Consider the following 18,287-nt stretch of genomic DNA (forward strand, 5'->3'; position numbering starts at 1 on the left):
CGCGATTTTCAACCATCGCCACTCCCTAAGGTAAAACCTTACTCAGGCAGGAGTTCCTTAACAGCTGCCATAAATGGACCAATCGATACGGGCTTGGACAGATAACCGGCCGCGCCGGCTGCACGGATGCGTTCTTCATCGCCTTTGGCAGCATAAGCGGTAACGGCAAGGATAGGGATCGCCTGAAGGTTCAAATCTTGCTTGGCTTGCTCGATCAAATCGACGCCGGATACCTCGGAAAGCTGGATATCCATCAGGATCAGATCAGGGGAAGTCTGACGCGCAGTATCGAGTGCAGCCGTGCCATCGGCAAGCGGTTCCACTTCAAAGCCATTGGCTTTGAGCACGTCGCAGAACAATTTCCGGTTTAGGTCGTTATCCTCGACAACAAGGATTCTCTTTGCCACTTGGCTCTGGCACTCCCATGTGTTGATCCCCAGATAGTCCAGCGGAAAGGCGGCTGACAATTCAAAATCACCTAACATCCCCCGATGAAGCAGGGATAGACCCGCAAACGCTCACACTTGCAGCGCTTGGCTGGATCCTGGAAGACGAAGCACGAGCACAACGGTTTCTGACTTTGACGGGCCTTGATCCGGACACGCTTCGTGCCGGCTTGACCAATCCTTCGGTGCTAGCCGCAGTGGTCGAATTCCTCGGAAATCACGAACCAGATCTCATTTGCGCATCAGAAGCATTGGCCGTTGCGCCAGATGAACTGGTCAGAGCAGGACAGGAGCTGGGCCGATGAGTCGTCCCTTGGTAATTAGCGATTGCGACGAGGTGCTGTTGCACATGGTTGCACCCTTCAAGCAATGGCTGGAAGAGAGCCAGGGGGTGCGGTTCGAGCTGAAGGGCAACAACTTCGCTACAGCCATGAAATGGGCAGATAGCGGGGAAACGCTGGCGCAAGAGGATATCTGGAAATTCCTTGGCGGGTTCTTCGATACGGAAATGCATCGTCAAATGCCGATTGACGGCGCGGTAAATGGCATCAACCGGGTGGCAGAAGCGGCCGATGTGGTCATTCTTACGAATCTCAACGATGACCGCCAAGCCAAACGCACCAGTCAGCTGGCCGAAGTTGGCATAAATGCGCGGGTGTTCACGAACCAGGGGCCCAAAGGGCCAGCGCTTCAGGCTATTCTTGATGAATTCCGGCCGAGCAAAGCGATCTTTATCGATGATTTGCCGCAGCATCATCATTCAGCATCAGAGACTGTGCCAGGCATCTCGCGCTTACATATGTGCGGCGAACCGATGATCGCAGATCATATCGATTGCGCGCACAAGGCCGGTCATGCACATGCGCGGATCGACCGCTGGGACGAGGCCTTGCCCTGGCTATTGGAAGAATTGGAAAGGGACCCGCGATGAGTATCGAAGCGCGTTTGCAGGAATTGGGAATTGTTCTGCCAGAAGCGGCAGCGCCGGTAGCAAGCTATGTACCTGTCGTGGTGCAAGGCGGATTTGCGCATGTCTCTGGCCAGCTACCATTTATCGATGGAGAGCTGGTGACCGGGCGGCTTGGCGAGGACATCTCGGTAGAGGCAGGCACGGCAGCAGCGCGTGCTTGCGGGCTCATGATCCTGGCACAATTGAAGGCCGCTGGGGTGCTTGAAAAGGTTGAGCGTGTGGTGAAATTGGGCGGATTTGTAAGCTCAACTGCAGAGTTCACCGACCAGCCAAAGGTTATCAATGGCGCCTCTGATCTGATGCTGGACGTATTCGGGGAAATCGGAAAGCACGCGCGCGCGGCTGTTGGCGTTCCTGCACTGCCTCTGGGTGCCGCCGTCGAAGTCGATGCGATCATCGCGCTTGCTGATTAAAGGCGCTGAATGAGGCGGCGCGCTGTACCTGACTGGTTGACGCGGTGGGAATATGCCCATCGCGGCCTGCACGGGAACGGCGTGCCAGAAAACTCGCTGATGGGTGCGTGGCTCGCGATTGACGCGGGGTTCGGCATCGAATGCGATATCCAACGCAGCGCAGATGGAACGGCGATGGTGTTCCATGATTGGACGTTGGATCGCTTGACCGAAGCGGAGGGGCAAACTGAAGCGCGCAGGTCGGATGAGCTTGAAGCGATCAGCTATCGCGAAAGTGACGAGCATATCGCAACGCTGGCCGATCTGCTCGCACTGGTCGCAGGTCGTGCCCCGATGCTGATCGAGATCAAATCGAAGACGGGCTACGACATAGAGAAATCTTGCGAGGCGGTCGTGGCCGCGTTGGCGAGCTACTCCGGCGAGCATGCCATCATGAGTTTTGATCCACGCGTCGCCCGTTGGTTCCGCAAGCATTCACCGCTTACATGCGTTGGACTTGTGATGCGTGAAGATGAGCACGGATACACGCAATCGGCGTGGCAACGGAGAATGGCTTATTGGATCGCGCTGCCAGACTTCATTGCCTACCACATTGCTGCCTTGCCCAGCCACTGGGTCGAGCGGTTGCGGAAAAAAGGCCTGCCAGTGCTAACCTGGACCGTCAATTCACCTGAGACGCGTCGGCGCGCGCTGAGCCGAGCGGATGCCTTGATCAGCGAAGGGGCAGGTTTGGCGTGAGTAATCGCGAACTGACTGTGCGAATGGTTCCGTCCGTTGGACATGTTTCCGCGGATCAATGGAATGCGCTGGGCGGGGATCGCAACCCGTTTGTCAGTCACGAGTTTCTGACTGCGTTGGAGGATTCAGGCAGTGTAGGCGAGGGGACTGGCTGGGAGCCAGCGCCGGTCATCATTACGGACGGCGCCGGTGATTTGTTGGGTGCACTGCCAAGCTATGCCAAGGGCCACAGTCAGGGCGAATATGTGTTCGACCACAGCTGGGCCGACGCTTTGGAGCGTGCCGGTGGACGCTATTATCCCAAGCTTCAGATCGCCGCACCATTCACCCCAGCAACAGGGCCGCGTTTGTTGATGAAGGACGCAAGCTTGGCCCCGCATCTCTTACGGGCAGCAGAAGCCGTTTGCTTGCAAAGCCAGCTATCTTCGGCCCACGCGACATTCATCGAGCCTGAGCAATTGCAGTACTTCGAAGATGCTGACTGGCTGCTGCGTAGCGACCTTCAGTTCCATTGGAAAAACCGCGAATACGCCAGTTTCGAAGAGTTCTTGGAGCAACTTGCTTCACGCAAACGCAGAGCGCTCAGAAAGGAACGCAAAGGTGCACAAGAGGGCTTGAAGATTGTCACTCTGACAGGCGATGACATCAAGCCGCAACATTGGGACATATTCTGGATTTTCTATCAGGATACCGGCGCGCGCAAATGGGGCACGCCATACCTCACGCGCGAAGCGTTTAATCTGCTGAGCGAGCGTATGGCCGATCGGATGGTGCTGGGCCTGGCCTATCAGGACGATACGCCAATCGCGGGCGCGCTGCATTTCATCGGGCAGGATACGCTGTACGGGCGCTATTGGGGGTGCACTCAGGAGAAGCGCTTCCTGCATTTCGAAATGTGCTATTATCAAGCGATCGATATCGCAATCGAGCGTGGTCTCAAGCGGGTTGAGGCTGGCGCGCAAGGCGGCCACAAACTGTCTCGCGGATATGAACCCGTCCAGACATGGTCCGCCCACTGGATCGCCGATCCTGGCTTTCGCGCCGCCGTCGCAGACTTTCTAGAGCGCGAGCGAAGGGGCGTTGCAACCGACCAGATGTTTCTGGATCAGCGGACGCCCTTCAAAAGAACTTAAGCTGCTTTCCGGCGCTCTGCAGGCAACCATTCACGAGCCAGACACTTCGCAATCATCATCTCGCCTTCACGAGAAATGACTGGCTTGGCTTCTACTCCATCAATTACTTTCAGTTCCATTATTCGGTCCCCCAGTTTGCCTGAGCGGGCATTTCCTCTTTTGGCATCACTGAATTCGCCAGAACAGTTTCATTAAATGGTTAACGCGACGGCAAACTTTATTCACCATAATCGGCAATCCCCTCGGAAACCGGTCACAATTCATTCATTCAAAAGCATTATTTCAACAGTCTGCGAAACGCCTTGTGCGGCAAACTTCACGAGCCTATAGGCCCGCTTACAAATGTCATTCTTTGTCACCGCAAAGCGGGACAGCAGGATAGGAACGGCTGGGCGGAAAATGACTGGGTTGAGAGGAATACATGGCCACTGCGGCGTCTGAAGAAATCGATGTTCTCGAAAAAGCCAAGCGTGTGATTGGCCCGGATTATGTTCCGAGCGAGGACGAACCCTACATGAACGAGAAGCAGCGGAACTATTTCCGCATGTTGTTGCTCGAATGGAAGCGCTCGATTCACGACGCTGCCGGTCAGACTCTGCAATCGCTGCAGGATGGCCCAATCCGCGAACCGGATCTGAACGACCGCGCATCCAGTGAAACTGATTGGGGCATTGAGCTGCGCACGCGCGATCGCCAGCGTAAACTCACCGGCAAGATCAATGCGGCGCTTCGCCGGATTGATGAAGGTGAGTATGGCTATTGCGAAGTGAGCGGCGAACCAATCGGCCTGAAACGTCTTATCGCACGGCCAGTTGCGACCATGACTGTCGAAGCACAAGAAGCGCACGAACGCCGCGAGAAGATATCCCGCGACGACTAAGCTTGGGCCGAAATACCCGCTTTAACTTTTCGTTAGCCGTACTGGCCTATTTTTTGCCCTTCGCCGCCGTAGAATCGGTGTGGACTAACGGGTGAAGCATGGCCGAACTAACGCAACGCAGAGCAGAAACGCGCGTGGACACAGTCCAGCACGCGCAATTGCGCGTAGGCCGCGAGCCGATGCCGCATCCGATAAAGGTCCGGAATCTTTCGCGCAATGGCATGATGGGTGAAGGCCCGTTCCCCCTCCGATCCGGGACCAGATTGACGATCAGTCTGCCCGAACAAGGCGACGTGGCCGGAACGGTGGTCTGGGTGCAGGAGCCACGCTTTGGCGTCGCTTTTGATAATGAGGTTGATCCGACCCTTGCTTGATTTCCGAGCACCAAATCGATTTATTCGCGCAAACTCAATTTTCTCCTGACCTCGATTGCCTGACCTGCTAGCTCAACCGCTTATGCGGATTGCGCTTGCTCTTCTCTCGGCCATGACAATGGTATCGTGTGGCCCTTCGACACCGGAGGGGCCGGTCAATGTTGCCATCATCGGAGACGCTGACAGCTTGATCTCAAGCGGGATGCGCTTGTCACCGGCTGGCCAGCACTATCGCGCCGCAACGGCCGAAGGCCTCGTGACCATCGACGAAGCCGGCAATGTGGTCCCGGCATTGGCCGAGCGCTGGATCGTGACCGACGATGGCCTGAGCTATATCTTTCGCCTGCGCAATTCCGATTGGCCAAACGGTGCCGAGATGACCGCTGACGATATCCGCACCGCGCTTCGACGAAACATGCGCGATTTGCGCGGCACGTCATTGGGGCTGGACCTGTCGAAAGTCGACGAGATCCGCGATATGACCGGGCGTGTCATCGAAATCACTTTGACGAGTCCGATGCCCGATTTTCTTCGCCTGCTTGCTCAACCGGAGATGGGTATTGTTCTAGAAGGCGGCGGCTCCGGACCTATGGTTCGATCTGACCAGACTGACCCCTTGCCGGTTGTGCTCGAACCCATCCCACCCGAAGCACGCGGCTTTCCGGCACGCGAGGAATGGCAATCCCGTACGCGACCAGTGGCGGTCTCCGTCATGTCAGCGAGAGAAGCGGTGGATGCATTCTCTGATGGCGAGATTGATCTTGTCCTGAACGGTACACTGGCGGATTTGCCACTCGCGGATACCGGCCCGTTGACGCGTGGTACAATCAGGCTTGATGCCGCGCTTGGTCTGTTCGGCCTGATCGTTCGGAGCGATAGCGGGTTCCTGGCAGATCCGGCGCGCAGGCAGGCCCTGAGTCTGGCGATTGATCGTGGAGGCCTGTTGCAGCCGTTCAATGTCGGCGGCTGGCAATCGACCAGTTGGATCATTCCGCAAGAGCTGGCAGTGGGTGTGGCTGCTCTTGGCGACCGTTGGGCCAATCTTTCGCTGCAACAAAGGCGAGAGATAGCGAGCCGACGGGTTGCCGCTTGGGAAGGGGCACAAGGGGAAGAGCTTGTGCTTCGTATCGGCCTACCAGAAGGGCCGGGCAGCGATACATTGTTCGAACAGCTGAGCAACGGTCTAGGGCAAATCGGTATCACCGCAGTCCGAACGGGCATGGGCGAAGGTGCAGAATTGGAATTGCACGATCGGCTGGCAAGATTCTACTCGCCGCGATGGTTCTTGAACCAGTTTCATTGCCGCCTTGAACTGGGCCTCTGTTCTGAAGAGGTGGATGATCTGGTCGAGCAATCAATTGTAGAAAGAGATGCAGCTGTGAAGGCGCAACTGCTCGCCGCCGCACACATGCAGCTTATTGGATCAGAAGTTTTTATCCCGCTGGGCGCGCCCGTACGTTGGTCACTTGTTCGCGGCAACATAACGGGTTTCGAAGAGAACCGTTGGGGGCTGCACCCCTCGTTCCCGCTTTCACAACCTCCCACATAAGCGAGGAAGGAGACGCATTTGAACAATCCGGACGAACCGCAAATCGTTGGTATATCGCTGCCAACCGGAACTGACGTTCAATCGATCAGCCAGCGTGTGGAAGCAATGGAGATGCTCCTCGAGCGCAGTTTCAAAGTCCCGGGTACCAACTTTCCGATTGGTCTGGATTCAATCATAGGCCTCATACCCGTGCTGGGCGATATCGTGACGACAGCGTTGGGTGCCTACATTGTCTGGGCAGCGCGCAACCTTCGCATCATCAAGAAGCATCTGGACAAGCATCATCCCGAGGCGCGGATTATAGAGGGATAGTTTCCATTGTGACTGTTGCGGGTTAAAGCGTTCGCCATGGCGAAAAGCGACGTAACTTACACCGGCTATCTCGATCTTGAGCGCATTATCGGCTTCAAGAAGGGGACCGGCGGCACACCCGGCGTGCCCTATCTGGCAGGCGTCCTGAAGCAGGCATTCTTCCCGGAACTGCTTAGCGTGCGGACCGCGATCTGATGTCGCCCAGAAAACGTCAACGCATCTGGGACATTTCCCAAAAGCTGCACGCCGATGTGCCGGTTTGGCCCGGCGATACCGCGTTCGGGCAAGTTGACACCTGGCAGATCGGGGATGGTTCGCCGGTCAATGTATCCGCTCTTACCATGTCGACCCATACCGGCGCGCACGCAGACGCGCCGCTGCACTATGATGCCGCGTCACCGGATATCGCATCGGTCGATCTGGACGCGTATCTGGGTGAGTGCCTGGTGGTCGATGCGCGCGATTGCGGGGCCGCGATCCAGCCTGAGATTTTGCCTGACTTGGGCGAAGCGCAGCGCATCTTGTTTCGGACCTATGACGCATTCCCGCATGATGCATGGCGCGAGGATTTTACCGCGATCGCGGCAGAGACAGTAACCGAGCTCGCATCGCGCGGCGTCAGATTGGTCGGGATCGACAGCCCTTCGATTGATCCGCAGAACTCCAAGACAATGGATGCGCACAAGGCTGTGCTCACAGCGGATATGCGCATCCTTGAAGGTTTGGTGCTCGATAGCGTGCCGGCCGGGCGTTACGAGCTGATCGCACTGCCTCTGCCCATCGCGGGCGGCGATGCGTCGCCGGTGCGGGCGATATTAAGGGAGCTGGCAGATGCTGGATAGGGCGCGTGAGCTAGATGGTGCCGACCCGCTTGACGGTTTCCGTGATCGCTTCACGCTGCCAGATGGGGTGATCTACCTTGATGGCAACTCGCTTGGGGCGCTCCCGAAGGCGGCCGTTGAGCGGGTTCATCAGGTCGTAACGGGTGAATGGGGCGAAGGCCTGATCCGAAGCTGGAACGCCTCTGATCTTGGGGTGGGCTGGATAAATCTGCCGCAGCGGATCGGGGCAAAGATCGCCCCGATGATCGGCGCGCGCGCGAGCGAAGTGATCGTAGCGGACAGCGTCTCCGCAAACCTGTTCAAGCTCATCAGCGCGGCGCTCACAATGCGTCCCGGCCGCAAGGTTATCCTGTCCGAACTGGGCAATTTCCCGACTGACCTCTACATGATCCAGGGTTTGCAGGAGCAGGGATTGGCCGAGCAACGGCTGGCCGCGCGCGAGCAGATCGCTGACGCATTTGACGATGATGTAGCGCTGCTTTTGCTGACTCATGTTCACTACAAGAGCGGCGCAATGCATGACATGGCGGCGCTGACCAATGCCGCGCACGAAGCTGGCGCGCTGGTGCTTTGGGATCTGTCGCACACAGGCGGCGCGATGCCGGTCGATCTTAATGCTGTCGGCGCGGATTTCGCGGTTGGCTGCGGGTACAAATATCTGTGCGGGGGGCCCGGCGCGCCCGCCTATGCTTTCGTTGCTGGGCGGCACCATGAAACGCTGAGCCAGCCTTTGTCCGGCTGGATGGGGCATGCGCGGCCCTTTGCATTTGACGATGCTTACATTCCTGCGCCCGGTGTCGACCGATTGCTTTGCGGCACGCCGCAAGTTCTCTCCATGTCCGCGCTGGAAGTGGGCGTCGATCTGATCGCGGAGATTGGCGTTGATCGGCTTTATGCCAAGTCTCAGGCGCTGTCCGAATTCTTTCTCGAATGCTTGTCAGACCGCGATATCGCGCTTGAGCTGGTTAGCCCATCAGACAGCATTAGGCGTGGCAGCCAGCTCAGTTTCCGGCATGAGAATGCCTACGCCATTTGTCAGGCACTGATCGCCCGCGGCGTGATCGGCGATTTCCGTGATCCGGATATTTTGCGGTTGGGCTTTGCGCCGGCATACTTGCGGTTCGAGGATATGGCCGAGGCCGTGCGTCATCTGGCCGAGGTGCTGCAAACCGGCGAATGGCAACGCGACGAATTCAATCAAAGAGCGGCGGTGACTTGAGTATTCGATCTCGAGGCGGAAAAGATGCATGCCAACTGTACGAGATTGGCGCTACGCGCGTCTTATTGGTAGATATCAATCACAGACCGCAGTTCTAGGGAGGATCGCATGGAAATCGTCATCGATGGGCTGCTATGGTTCACCGCCATTTCGGTGGGTATCATGGCGGGTGTTTACTTTACCTTCTCGGCATTTGTGATGCGATCGAGGCCCCGGCGGGGATGCTTGCCATGCAGTCGATCAATCGGATCATCCTCAAATCGGTATTCTTGCCGATCTTCTTTGGCAGCTCGCTCGCCGCAGCGGCCCTTGTGGTACTGATGCTGTTTGAGCCATCCTTGCCTGGCGCGCAGTGGGCGCTTGCGGGAAGCGGCCTATACTTCCTGGGCATGTTCGTTGTTACGGTGGTCGGGAATGTTCCGCTGAACAATCGCCTGGAATCGACCGATGCAAATGGATCTGGTGGCAGCGAGATGTGAGCTGTTTATCTCGCGAAATGGACCGTTTGGAACCATGTGCGCACCATCGCCTGCACCCTATCGCTCGCATTGCTGATCGCAGCGATTGCCGTTCGCATCTTGTACTGCTGGGGTGTTTGGCGATGTCCGCAACTGACTGATTGGCAGGCGCCACCAATCACTCTTCCAGTTCGATGTCCCAATAGAGGTAATCGCGCCAGGTCTCATGCAAATGGTTGGGCGGGAATAGCCGTCCGCGCTGCTGCAATTGCCAGCTGGTCGGGCGGATCGGCCGCTCGCGCAGATGCATATGCGCCTGTTGCGGTGTTCGCCCGCCCTTCTTCAAATTGCACGGCGCGCAGGCGCTGCTGATGTTTTCCCAAGTGGTCTTCCCGCCCAAGCGGCGCGGGATCACATGGTCAAAGGTCAGATTGTCGCCGCTGCCACAATATTGGCATTCAAAGCTGTCACGCAGAAACACGTTAAAACGTGTGAAGGCGGGGAATTCGTTTTGCCTGACATATTGTCGCAGGGCGATAACGCTTGGAATCTTCATGTCGAGCGAGGGCGAGTGCACTTCGCGTTCATAGCTGGCGACAATGTCTACCCGGTCAAGGAACACTGCTTTGATCGCGGTTTGCCAGGGCCACAGGCTAAGCGGGTAATAGGATAGCGGGGTGTAGTCCGCATTCAGCACCAGCGCGGGGCATGCCGACAGATTGCGTGTCGGATCCTCCTCCGCCCGTCGGAAGTGAGCCGCAGTTTCGATCAGTTCGGTTTTGAACACGGTTTGCGTGCCTCCCTGATTGATTGCAAAGAATCATTTGCTGACAAAAGCGTCAACCCCGTGACAAATGCGCTTTCCACAAGCATGATTTGACGCACACGCGGGCAGGCAGGGAATTTGAGTCAACAATGGTCGTCACCAGATTCGCTCCAAGCCCTAATGGCATGCTGCATCTGGGCCATGCATGGTCCGCGATTATTGCGCATGATCTGGCGAAGGAAAGAGGCGGCCGGTTTCTTCTGCGCATCGAGGATATCGACGGCGTGCGAAGCAAGCCCGAGCTGGCCGACGAATTTCGCCGTGATCTGGAATGGTTGGGGCTGGAGTGGGAAGAAGTCCCGGCGCAATCGACGCGGCTGGACAGCTATCAAGTAGCTGCAAAGCAATTGCAGGATGCGGGCCTGCTCTATCCCTGCGCCTGCACCCGGTCAGAGATTGCCGCTTTGCAGCCGCGCATTGGGCCAGAGGGCTTGGTGTATCCCGGAACTTGCAAGGGCAAGCGCGTAGATGAAGGTAAGCAAACGGTGTTGCGGCTCGATGTCGAAGAGGCGATGGCGCGCGTTGGAGAGATTGTCTGGGAAGACGAGATCGCTGGTATCGCAGTGGCTGACCCGCGCCCATTTGGCGATGTGGTGCTGGTGCGCAAGGAAGGCCCGGCAAGCTATCATCTGGCCGCGACGCTGGACGATGCGGCAGATAGTGTGACGCTGGTCACGCGCGGCGCGGATCTGTTCACTTCCACGCATATCCACCGCGTACTGCAAGAACTGCTACAGTTGCCCGTGCCCATTTGGCATCACCACCAGCTGTTGCTTGATGACACTGGAGAGAAACTTGCGAAACGCCGCGACAGCCGCTCTCTCGCGGACCTGCGCGGTGCCGGAGTAGATGGGCGTCAACTCGCAGATAATCTTCTTTGCGGGAACCTTCCTGCTGGCATTTCGCTGTCTGAGTAGTAGGTAGGTGATATGCACGTTATTCTGATTATTGCGCTTGTCATATTGATGGCATTGGTGGTGTTCTCGCTGGTTCGCGGCGTTGTGGCGTTTCTCAAGACGACCAAGATTGATCTGGAATCGGGCGAAGGCGAAACCGTCAAGGAAATGCAGTTGATGCAGAACAAGGCGATGTTCGCGCGTATAAAATATCAAGCGCTTGCTGTGGCATTGGTCGCCATTCTGCTAGCCGTTTCGCAATAGCGACAAAGTTCAGCGATCCGCATGGTCAAGCTCAACAAGATATACACACGAACTGGCGATGATGGCACGACCGGCCTGGTCGATGGGTCACGCGTTGCCAAAGCTTCCTCGCGGATCGAAGCGATCGGCAAAGTGGACGAGGCGAATAGCGCGATCGGCTTGGCTGCTGCCTCTCTAGAATCAGGCGCGCATGCTGATGCTTTGTTCCGGATCCAGAATGACATGTTCGATCTGGGTGCCGACCTTGCCACGCCGGCTCCTGATGCGGATTTTGCGCCATCGGAAATGGTCCTGCGCGTAACGCAGGAACAGGTCGATTGGATCGAGCAGGCAATTGACAGATTGAATGAATCTCTGGAACCGCTGTCGAGCTTTGTCTTGCCGGGCGGAAGCGAAGCGGCTGCGCGCACGCATGTGGCACGGGCTTCGGTTCGCGCCGGAGAGCGTGCTGTGACCGCCTTGGCGGCTGAGGAACCGATAAACCCGGCGGCCGTCGCCTACATCAACCGGCTGTCAGACTATCTTTTCGTGTTGGCGCGCGTGTTGAATGCCAATGGCGCGGATGACGTGAAATGGGTGCCAGGCGCGAACCGTTAGAATTTGTCCGCTGACATCTCGGCGCTAGCCAAGCCGGAAAACCGCCGCTAACAGCCTTCGCATAGCAAATGCTGCAGTTGCGAAGGGATTGATCATCATGCGGACAGTTGGCGTAATCGGCGCAGGCCAAATGGGCACCGGGATTGCCCAGACCGTGGCTCAGCACGGGATGCAAGTCATGCTGGCCGATGTTGATCTCGCACGGGCAGAAGCGGGCAAAGCGACAATCGAGAAGGCGCTGGGCAAGCTGGTTGGGCGCGGCAAGGTCGAGATCGACCAGGCAGAAGCCACTCTCGCCCGGATCACGCCTATTGCCGATTATGCACCAATGGCTGATGCCGGTTTGATCATTGAAGCCGCGACTGAGCGCGAAGAAATCAAGAAAGCTATCTTCGAATCTGCCGGTGTCGTTCTTGATCCGCAAGCGATCATGGCCAGCAACACCAGTTCGATTCCAATTACCCGTATGGCGAACTTCTTGCCCGACCCAGCTCGTTTTATCGGGTTGCACTTCTTCAATCCGGTGCCGGTGATGGGCCTAATCGAAGTCATTCCGGGCCTGGCAACGGCAGCGGAAACCACTGCGACAATCTCCGCCTTTGCAGAAGGGCTGGGCAAGCAAGTCGTCCTCAGTCAGGATGAACCAGGATTTGTTGTGAACCGCATCCTGCTGCCTATGATTAACGAAGCGGTGTTTGTTCTGGGCCAGTCAACTGCAAGCATTGCCGATATCGACAAAGGGTGTCGCTTGGGCCTGAATCACCCGATGGGGCCGCTGGAGCTCGCTGATTTTGTCGGGCTGGATACCTGCTTCGAGATTATCAAGGTGCTCTACGAAACGACCGGTGACAGCAAATATCGCCCGGCTCCCTTACTGGTGAAATATGTCGAGGCGGGCTGGCTGGGCCGCAAGACGGGCCGCGGTTTCTACGACTACACAGGCGAGGCGCCTGTTCCGACGCGCTAGCTAAAATTCATCTTCCAGATAATATTCGTCGCCATCAGCCGGATCAAATTCGTCCGGGGTCGGATCAAAACCGGATGTGTCGTCAATCAAGTCGGTATCCTCTGCCCAGCCATCAATTTCAATGACTTCGCTGGACCGTTGCACTTGCCGCATGGGCTGAGGGTTTGCATTGAACTCCTGTCGCGCCGATGCCTTGGCCGCGTTGTTCTCGACGCTCGCCGCCGCATGCACCAATGCGCCCTCCCGGTCTTCAGAACCGACCAGGATCACGGTACCAAACATGGTCGCGCCAACCATCATCAACGCCTTTTTCGGACTTTGAAAAATGCTCTTCGACATAATACGAAGACATAGCCGATTGGGCGTTAACTTTTCGTAGCCCTGGCTTCGGATGATAATTCATACAGAATATCAAGAGCTTCACGAGGGGAAAGCGAGTCGATGTCGATCTCTGCCAACCGGTCTACGAGCGTTTCCTGATGTTCCGGCTCACTCTCTTCCAGCGCGGCGAAAAGAGGCAACTCGCCTAATCCAGCCGCCGAACCGCCCGTTTCCGTCCGGTTTTTCTCCAACTGCTTGAGCACTTGCTTTGCGCGGCTGACGACTTGGTCAGGCACCCCGGCAAGCCGCGCGACAGCCAGGCCGTAGCTGCGGTCGGCCGGACCTTCGGACAACTCATGCAGCAGAACAAGGTCGCCCTTGTATTCGCGCGCGCGGACATGATGCAGCGAGAGTGCTTCACATCGTTCCGCCAGCCTTGCCAGCTCATGATAGTGTGTCGCGAACAGACAGCGGCATTTGATATTTGTGTGGACCGCTTCAACCACCGCCCACGCCAGTGCAAGGCCATCATAGGTAGAGGTTCCGCGCCCGACCTCGTCCAGAATAACGAAGCTGCGATCCGATGCTTGGCTCAATATAGCCGCAGTCTCGACCATTTCGACCATGAAGGTTGAGCGACCGCGCGCAAGATTATCCGACGCACCGACACGGCTGAACAATCGATCCACCAAGCCAATTCTTGCCGCGTTGGCTGGCACAAATCCACCCGCCTGCGCGAGTAGCACGATCAGTGCGTTCTGCCGCAGGAACGTCGATTTACCGCCCATGTTGGGGCCGCCGATCAGCCACAACCGGTCACTCGGCGCCAGCGCGCAATCATTGGCAACAAAGCGATCACCTGCCTTGGAGAGCGCGGCCTCCACTACCGGGTGTCGCCCGCCTTTGATATCAAGCACCGGATCCTCTTCGATGTCGGGCTTGCACCAACCGCCTTCGGCTGCGCGTTCAGCCTGGCTTGCGCTCACATCGATCCGCGCAAGGGCTGCGGCGGTTTGAGCGATCGCTTCTCGCGCCGCGTTCACTTCGCCGACCAAATCTTCGAAATGTGCCTCTTCAGCGGCCAAAGAATGGCCACCAGCCTCGGCAATGCGGCTCGCCTCTTCGTGCAGGTCGACTGAATTGAAACGGACGGCACCGGCCATGGTCTGGCGATGTGTAAAGCCGCTGTCTGGCGCCATCAAAGCGTCGCCGTGCTTGGCTGGCACTTCGATGAAATAGCCTAGCACACCGTTGTGCTTGATCTTGAGCGATGAAATGCCAGTGTCATCACGATAGCGCGCTTCCATCGCCGCGATGGCCTTGCGTGCATTACCTGATACCGCACGCAATTCATCGAGGGATGCGTCATAGCCTTCTGCGATGAAGCCGCCATTGCTGCGTTCGGTTGGCGGAGAATGCACGAGCGCGCGGGTCAGCAAATCCACCAGCGCGCCGTGGCCGCGCAATTGCGGCAGCAGGTTTGCCAGCAGCTTTGGAACATCTGGCTGGCTTCCCAGAAACAGTTCAATGCGCCGTGCATCGTTTAGCCCGTTACGGATCTGTCCCATATCACGCGGGCTGCCGCGACCTGCGACTATCCGGCCCAGCGCACGCCCCAGGTCTGGCAGATTACGCATCATCTCGCGAAGTTCTGCTCGATTGAGCGGATCAATATGGAGCCACTGCACCAGTGCCAGACGCGCTTCGATGGCACCGCGATCAAGCAATGGCGCTGCCAGATCTTCAGCTAGCAATCGCGCTCCGGCTCCAGTCACACAGCGATCTATCGCGCCAATCAAGCTTCCCTCGCGCTGCCCGGATTGGCTGGAGAGTATCTCGAGGCTTGAACGCGTGGCTTCGTCCATGGCCATGGTCTGTCCCGCATCGCGCTTTTGCGGGGGCAATAGCAGGGGCAGCGTGCCGCGCCCGACATGTTCGAGATATTCAATCAGTCCGCCTGCAGCTGCCAGCATGGCGCGAGAAAAATCACCGAAGCCATCAAGCGTCGCAACCGCGTGTACCCGCTGGAGGCTCGCTTTGCCGTTCTCACTTTCGAATTCGGATTTTGCGCGCGGGATGGCATCATTCGGACTGAATTCGGTGCCCTCAGGCACAACACATTCGCTGAAGGTTAGTCTTGCCAGCGCTGCATCCAGGGCTTCGAGCGGGCACTCATCCAGCACCATTTGCCCGGTCGAAATGTCGCAGCTTGCAATGCCAATGGTGCCGCGCACATCTGCCAAAGCGACCAGCAGGTTAGCCCGCCGCGGCTCAAGCAAAGCCTCTTCGGTCAGCGTCCCTGCCGTCACAAACCGTACGATGTCGCGCTTCACCAAAGCTTTGCTGACAGGCCTGCCTTCGGCCTTGGCGCGTGCCTTCGATTCTTCAGGCGTTTCTACTTGTTCTGCTATCGCGACGCGGCACCCGGCCTTGATCAACCGCGCAAGATATCCTTCTGCAGAATGCACAGGCACGCCGCACATCGGGATAGGATCGCCGCCATGTTCACCCCGGCTGGTGAGCGCGATATCAAGCACTTCTGCGGCAACCTTTGCATCTTCGAAGAACAGCTCGAAGAAATCCCCCATGCGGTAGAATAGCAGAGATCCACCTGCTTCGCGTTTTAGTGCAAGATATTGCTCCATCATGGGAGTAACCTTGCCCGATCCGGGAGAAGTGGTTCTGGTTGCGGCCATTGCCATGGCCTAACGCGGAGCCATCCGATTCGATACGGGTGATACGCAGCTTTCCCCTATCGCTCTTGATCTGGCTGGTTTACAGGACGCGGCAGATACGGAGGTTGGCCTTGGCCGATAAAGAAAAACTGAGTTTTACGACCCGCGAAGCGCTGTTCTATCACGAGACAATTCGTCCGGGGAAAATCGAAATCATCGCGTCCAAGCCGATGGCGACGCAGCGCGATCTCAGCCTGGCCTATTCACCCGGTGTGGCAGCACCAGTGGAAGCGATTGCTGCAGACCCCCGGCTGGCGGCCAAATACACTGCGCGTTCGAACCTTGTGGCGGTAATTTCAAACGGCACGGCGATCCTTGGTCTCGGCAATCTGGGCGCGCTCGCCTCCAAGCCGGTGATGGAAGGCAAGGCGGTGTTGTTCAAACGCTTTGCCGACGTCGATTCTATCGACATCGAACTCGACACCGAAGATCCGCAGAAATTCATCGAAGCGGTGGCTCTGATGGAGCCAAGCTTTGGCGGCATCAACCTGGAAGATATTGCCGCGCCCGAATGCTTCATTATCGAGCAAGCCTTGCGGGAACGGATGAATATTCCCGTCATGCATGATGACCAGCACGGAACGGCGATCATCTCAGCCGCCGGCCTTATCAATGCGTGCCATCTGACCGGTCGCGAACTGAAAGATGTGAAGATGGTTGTGAACGGGGCGGGAGCCTCGGCACTGGCGTGCACATCGCTCGCAAAATCTCTGGGAATCCGTCACGAAAATGTCATCGTGTGTGACCGTGCCGGACCGATTTATCCCGGGCGCGAAAATGTCGACCAATGGAAAAGTGCGCATGCGGTGGAAACCGAAGCGCGCAGCCTGGAAGAAGCTCTGGGCGGAGCGGACATCTTCCTTGGACTTTCCGCGGCGGGTGCTTTGAAGCCGGAATGGGTGAAGAAGATGGCGGACAGGCCAATCATCTTTGCCATGGCCAACCCGACGCCAGAGATCATGCCGGATGAGGCGAAGGCTGTCCGTCCTGATGCGATCATTGCCACTGGCCGATCGGATTTCCCGAACCAGGTCAACAATGTGCTGGGATTCCCGTTCATCTTCCGCGGCGCGCTCGATGTGCAAGCGACCACGATCAATGATGAGATGAAGATTGCCGCGGCGCGTGCCATTGCTCAGCTGGCGCGTGAAACTGTGCCGGAGGAAGTCGCTGCCGCCTATGGCGAAACGCATGCTTTTGGCGAGGACTACATTATTCCCGCGCCATTCGATCCGCGTTTGATGGAAGTTGTATCTTCGGCCGTTGCCAAGGCGGCAATGGATTCAGGCGTAGCACTCGCGCCGATTGAGGATCTTGACGCCTACCGTCATTCACTCAAAGCGCGCCTCAACCCCACGACCTCGGTTCTGACGCAGGTCTATGAAACCGCAAAAGCCAATCCGAAACGTGTGGTCTTCGCTGAAGCGGAAGAGGATGTGGTGCTGCGCGCCGCGATCCAGTTCCGCGATTTCGGTTATGGCACGCCAGTGCTGGTTGGCCGCACGGAAAAGGTCAAAGAAAAGCTGGCAGAGCTGGCGGTGGACGACATTGACAGTTTCGAAATCCAGAACTCGAAAACGTCAGAGCACGTACCGGCGATGAACGAGTATCTCTATGATCGCTTGATGCGCCGGGGCTATACAGAACGTGACGTGGGACGCTTGGTAAACCAGGAGCGCAATGTGTTCGCGGCACTGCTCGTAGCGCTGGGCCATGGCGATGCAATGATTTCGGGTCTTACGCGGACCTTTGCTCAGACGGCACGCGAAGTGAACCTGGTGCTTGATCCCAAGCCAGATGAGATCCCCTACGGCATTCATCTGATGATCGGCAAGAATTACACCGTATTCCTTGCTGATACCACGATCAACGAACGCCCGAGTGCAGAACAATTGGCCCATATCGCCAGGAAAACCGCAAAAGTGGCGCAACGGTTGGGGCATGAGCCACGCGTAGCATTCCTGAGCTATTCGACCTTTGGCAACCCCTCCGGCAAATGGCTCGACAGCATTCGCGGCGCGGTCTCAATTCTCGATGAAGAGAAGCCGAACTTCGAATATGAAGGCGAGATGGCGCCAGACGCCGCGCTCAATCCCAAGGTCATGGAGCTTTATCCGTTCAGCCGTTTGTCGGCGCCCGCCAATGTGTTGGTGATGCCGGGCCTTCAGTCGGCAAACCTTTCTGCAAAGCTGCTGCGTGAACTGGCGGGTGCCTCTACGATCGGGCCGATGCTGGTAGGCATGCAGAAACCGGTCCAGATCGCGCCGATGACTGCAATCGCCCCGGATGTGCTGACGCTGGCGGTGCTGGCTGCGGCTGGCGTAGTGGATTGAGCCAATAGCCGGCA

General features: G+C 57.5%; 22 protein-coding genes and 1 pseudogene. 18 read left to right on the forward strand and 5 right to left on the reverse strand.

Annotated features, from left to right (window positions below):
* Nucleotides 1-38: 38 nt before the first annotated feature.
* The gene (locus QZ487_RS03540; RefSeq protein WP_296023339.1) at nt 39-407 is read right to left on the reverse strand and encodes a response regulator; all 369 of its coding nucleotides are present in this window, start codon (nt 405-407) and stop codon (nt 39-41) included.
* 95 nt (nt 408-502) lie between these two features.
* Between QZ487_RS03540 and QZ487_RS03545 the strand changes: the two genes are divergently transcribed.
* Genes QZ487_RS03545 through QZ487_RS03565 form a run of 5 tightly spaced genes read left to right on the forward strand, consistent with a single transcriptional unit; the run spans nt 503 to nt 3,700 of the window.
* Complete coding sequence (locus QZ487_RS03545; RefSeq protein ID WP_367114439.1) at nt 503-751, forward strand: DUF3572 domain-containing protein; 249 nt, start codon at nt 503-505, stop codon at nt 749-751.
* Complete coding sequence (locus QZ487_RS03550; RefSeq protein ID WP_285976411.1) at nt 748-1,377, forward strand: HAD family hydrolase; 630 nt, start codon at nt 748-750, stop codon at nt 1,375-1,377. Before QZ487_RS03545 ends, QZ487_RS03550 begins: the two co-directional genes overlap by 4 nt.
* Nucleotides 1,374-1,829, forward strand: coding sequence for a RidA family protein (locus QZ487_RS03555; RefSeq protein WP_296023340.1), 456 nt, complete (start codon nt 1,374-1,376; stop codon nt 1,827-1,829). The genes QZ487_RS03550 and QZ487_RS03555 overlap by 4 nt, the downstream gene beginning before the upstream one ends.
* Nucleotides 1,830-1,838: 9 nt before the next feature.
* On the forward strand, nt 1,839-2,567 hold the full coding sequence (locus QZ487_RS03560) for a glycerophosphodiester phosphodiesterase family protein (protein ID WP_296023342.1): 729 nt from the start codon (nt 1,839-1,841) through the stop codon (nt 2,565-2,567).
* Nucleotides 2,564-3,700, forward strand: coding sequence for a GNAT family N-acetyltransferase (locus QZ487_RS03565; RefSeq protein ID WP_296023343.1), 1,137 nt, complete (start codon nt 2,564-2,566; stop codon nt 3,698-3,700). The genes QZ487_RS03560 and QZ487_RS03565 overlap by 4 nt, the downstream gene beginning before the upstream one ends.
* Here the strand turns inward: QZ487_RS03565 and QZ487_RS03570 are convergent.
* The gene (locus QZ487_RS03570) at nt 3,697-3,819 is read right to left on the reverse strand and encodes a hypothetical protein (RefSeq protein WP_296023344.1); all 123 of its coding nucleotides are present in this window, start codon (nt 3,817-3,819) and stop codon (nt 3,697-3,699) included. The two genes, QZ487_RS03565 and QZ487_RS03570, sit on opposite strands and share 4 nt — an antisense overlap.
* Before the next feature lie 302 nt (nt 3,820-4,121).
* On the opposite strand from QZ487_RS03570, the gene dksA reads away from it, so the two are divergent.
* From dksA to QZ487_RS03610, 8 genes and pseudogenes are all read left to right on the forward strand, one after another.
* Nucleotides 4,122-4,580 carry an RNA polymerase-binding protein DksA gene (dksA, locus tag QZ487_RS03575; protein ID WP_285976416.1) on the forward strand — a complete coding sequence of 153 codons (459 nt, stop codon included), beginning with the start codon at nt 4,122-4,124 and terminating at the stop codon, nt 4,578-4,580.
* A 98-nt stretch (nt 4,581-4,678) separates the two neighbouring features.
* A complete protein-coding gene (locus QZ487_RS03580) occupies nt 4,679-4,954 on the forward strand; it encodes a PilZ domain-containing protein (protein ID WP_296023346.1) in 276 nt (91 codons plus the stop codon).
* A 112-nt stretch (nt 4,955-5,066) separates the two neighbouring features.
* The gene (locus QZ487_RS03585) at nt 5,067-6,503 is read left to right on the forward strand and encodes an ABC transporter substrate-binding protein (protein WP_296023347.1); all 1,437 of its coding nucleotides are present in this window, start codon (nt 5,067-5,069) and stop codon (nt 6,501-6,503) included.
* 18 nt (nt 6,504-6,521) lie between these two features.
* A complete protein-coding gene (locus QZ487_RS03590; protein ID WP_296023348.1) occupies nt 6,522-6,815 on the forward strand; it encodes a DUF4112 domain-containing protein in 294 nt (97 codons plus the stop codon).
* A gap of 63 nt (nt 6,816-6,878) precedes the next feature.
* Nucleotides 6,879-7,010 (forward strand): annotated as a pseudogene (locus tag QZ487_RS03595) (tryptophan 2,3-dioxygenase); the annotation flags it as partial.
* Nucleotides 7,010-7,657 (forward strand): arylformamidase, encoded by a 648-nt coding sequence (gene kynB / locus QZ487_RS03600; RefSeq protein WP_285976421.1) that lies wholly within the window; start codon nt 7,010-7,012, stop codon nt 7,655-7,657. The pseudogene QZ487_RS03595 and the gene kynB, both read left to right, overlap by 1 nt.
* Nucleotides 7,647-8,876, forward strand: a complete 1,230-nt coding sequence (gene kynU / locus QZ487_RS03605) for a kynureninase (protein WP_296023349.1) — start codon at nt 7,647-7,649, stop codon at nt 8,874-8,876. The genes kynB and kynU overlap by 11 nt, the downstream gene beginning before the upstream one ends.
* A 230-nt stretch (nt 8,877-9,106) precedes the next feature.
* Nucleotides 9,107-9,355 (forward strand): anthrone oxygenase family protein, encoded by a 249-nt coding sequence (locus QZ487_RS03610; protein ID WP_285976423.1) that lies wholly within the window; start codon nt 9,107-9,109, stop codon nt 9,353-9,355.
* A 157-nt stretch (nt 9,356-9,512) separates the two neighbouring features.
* Here the strand turns inward: QZ487_RS03610 and QZ487_RS03615 are convergent, their stop codons facing one another.
* Entirely contained in the window at nt 9,513-10,121 is a 609-nt protein-coding gene (locus QZ487_RS03615; RefSeq protein WP_285976424.1) for an HNH endonuclease, read from the reverse strand.
* Between the two features lie 128 nt (nt 10,122-10,249).
* On the opposite strand from QZ487_RS03615, the gene gluQRS reads away from it, so the two are divergent.
* From gluQRS to QZ487_RS03635, 4 genes are all read left to right on the forward strand, one after another.
* Entirely contained in the window at nt 10,250-11,077 is an 828-nt protein-coding gene (gene gluQRS / locus QZ487_RS03620; protein ID WP_296023351.1) for a tRNA glutamyl-Q(34) synthetase GluQRS, read from the forward strand.
* Nucleotides 11,078-11,089: 12 nt separating this feature from the next.
* Nucleotides 11,090-11,320, forward strand: a complete 231-nt coding sequence (locus tag QZ487_RS03625; RefSeq protein ID WP_296023352.1) for an HIG1 domain-containing protein — start codon at nt 11,090-11,092, stop codon at nt 11,318-11,320.
* Nucleotides 11,321-11,341: 21 nt separating this feature from the next.
* A complete protein-coding gene (locus tag QZ487_RS03630) occupies nt 11,342-11,917 on the forward strand; it encodes a cob(I)yrinic acid a,c-diamide adenosyltransferase (RefSeq protein WP_296023353.1) in 576 nt (191 codons plus the stop codon).
* Nucleotides 11,918-12,014: 97 nt separating this feature from the next.
* On the forward strand, nt 12,015-12,884 hold the full coding sequence (locus tag QZ487_RS03635; RefSeq protein ID WP_285976428.1) for a 3-hydroxyacyl-CoA dehydrogenase NAD-binding domain-containing protein: 870 nt from the start codon (nt 12,015-12,017) through the stop codon (nt 12,882-12,884).
* Here QZ487_RS03635 and QZ487_RS03640 read toward each other — a convergent pair whose 3' ends face one another.
* Together QZ487_RS03640 and mutS are read right to left on the reverse strand one after the other, a co-directional pair.
* On the reverse strand, nt 12,885-13,223 hold the full coding sequence (locus tag QZ487_RS03640) for a hypothetical protein (protein ID WP_296023354.1): 339 nt from the start codon (nt 13,221-13,223) through the stop codon (nt 12,885-12,887).
* Nucleotides 13,224-13,249: 26 nt separating this feature from the next.
* Complete coding sequence (gene mutS / locus QZ487_RS03645) at nt 13,250-15,853, reverse strand: DNA mismatch repair protein MutS (protein ID WP_296024107.1); 2,604 nt, start codon at nt 15,851-15,853, stop codon at nt 13,250-13,252.
* Between the two features lie 158 nt (nt 15,854-16,011).
* On the opposite strand from mutS, the gene QZ487_RS03650 reads away from it, so the two are divergent.
* On the forward strand, nt 16,012-18,273 hold the full coding sequence (locus QZ487_RS03650) for an NADP-dependent malic enzyme (protein ID WP_296023356.1): 2,262 nt from the start codon (nt 16,012-16,014) through the stop codon (nt 18,271-18,273).
* Nucleotides 18,274-18,287 lie beyond the last annotated feature (14 nt).

The sequence above is a fragment of the uncultured Altererythrobacter sp. genome (genome assembly GCF_913057185.1).
GTDB lineage: Bacteria > Pseudomonadota > Alphaproteobacteria > Sphingomonadales > Sphingomonadaceae > Erythrobacter > Erythrobacter rubellus.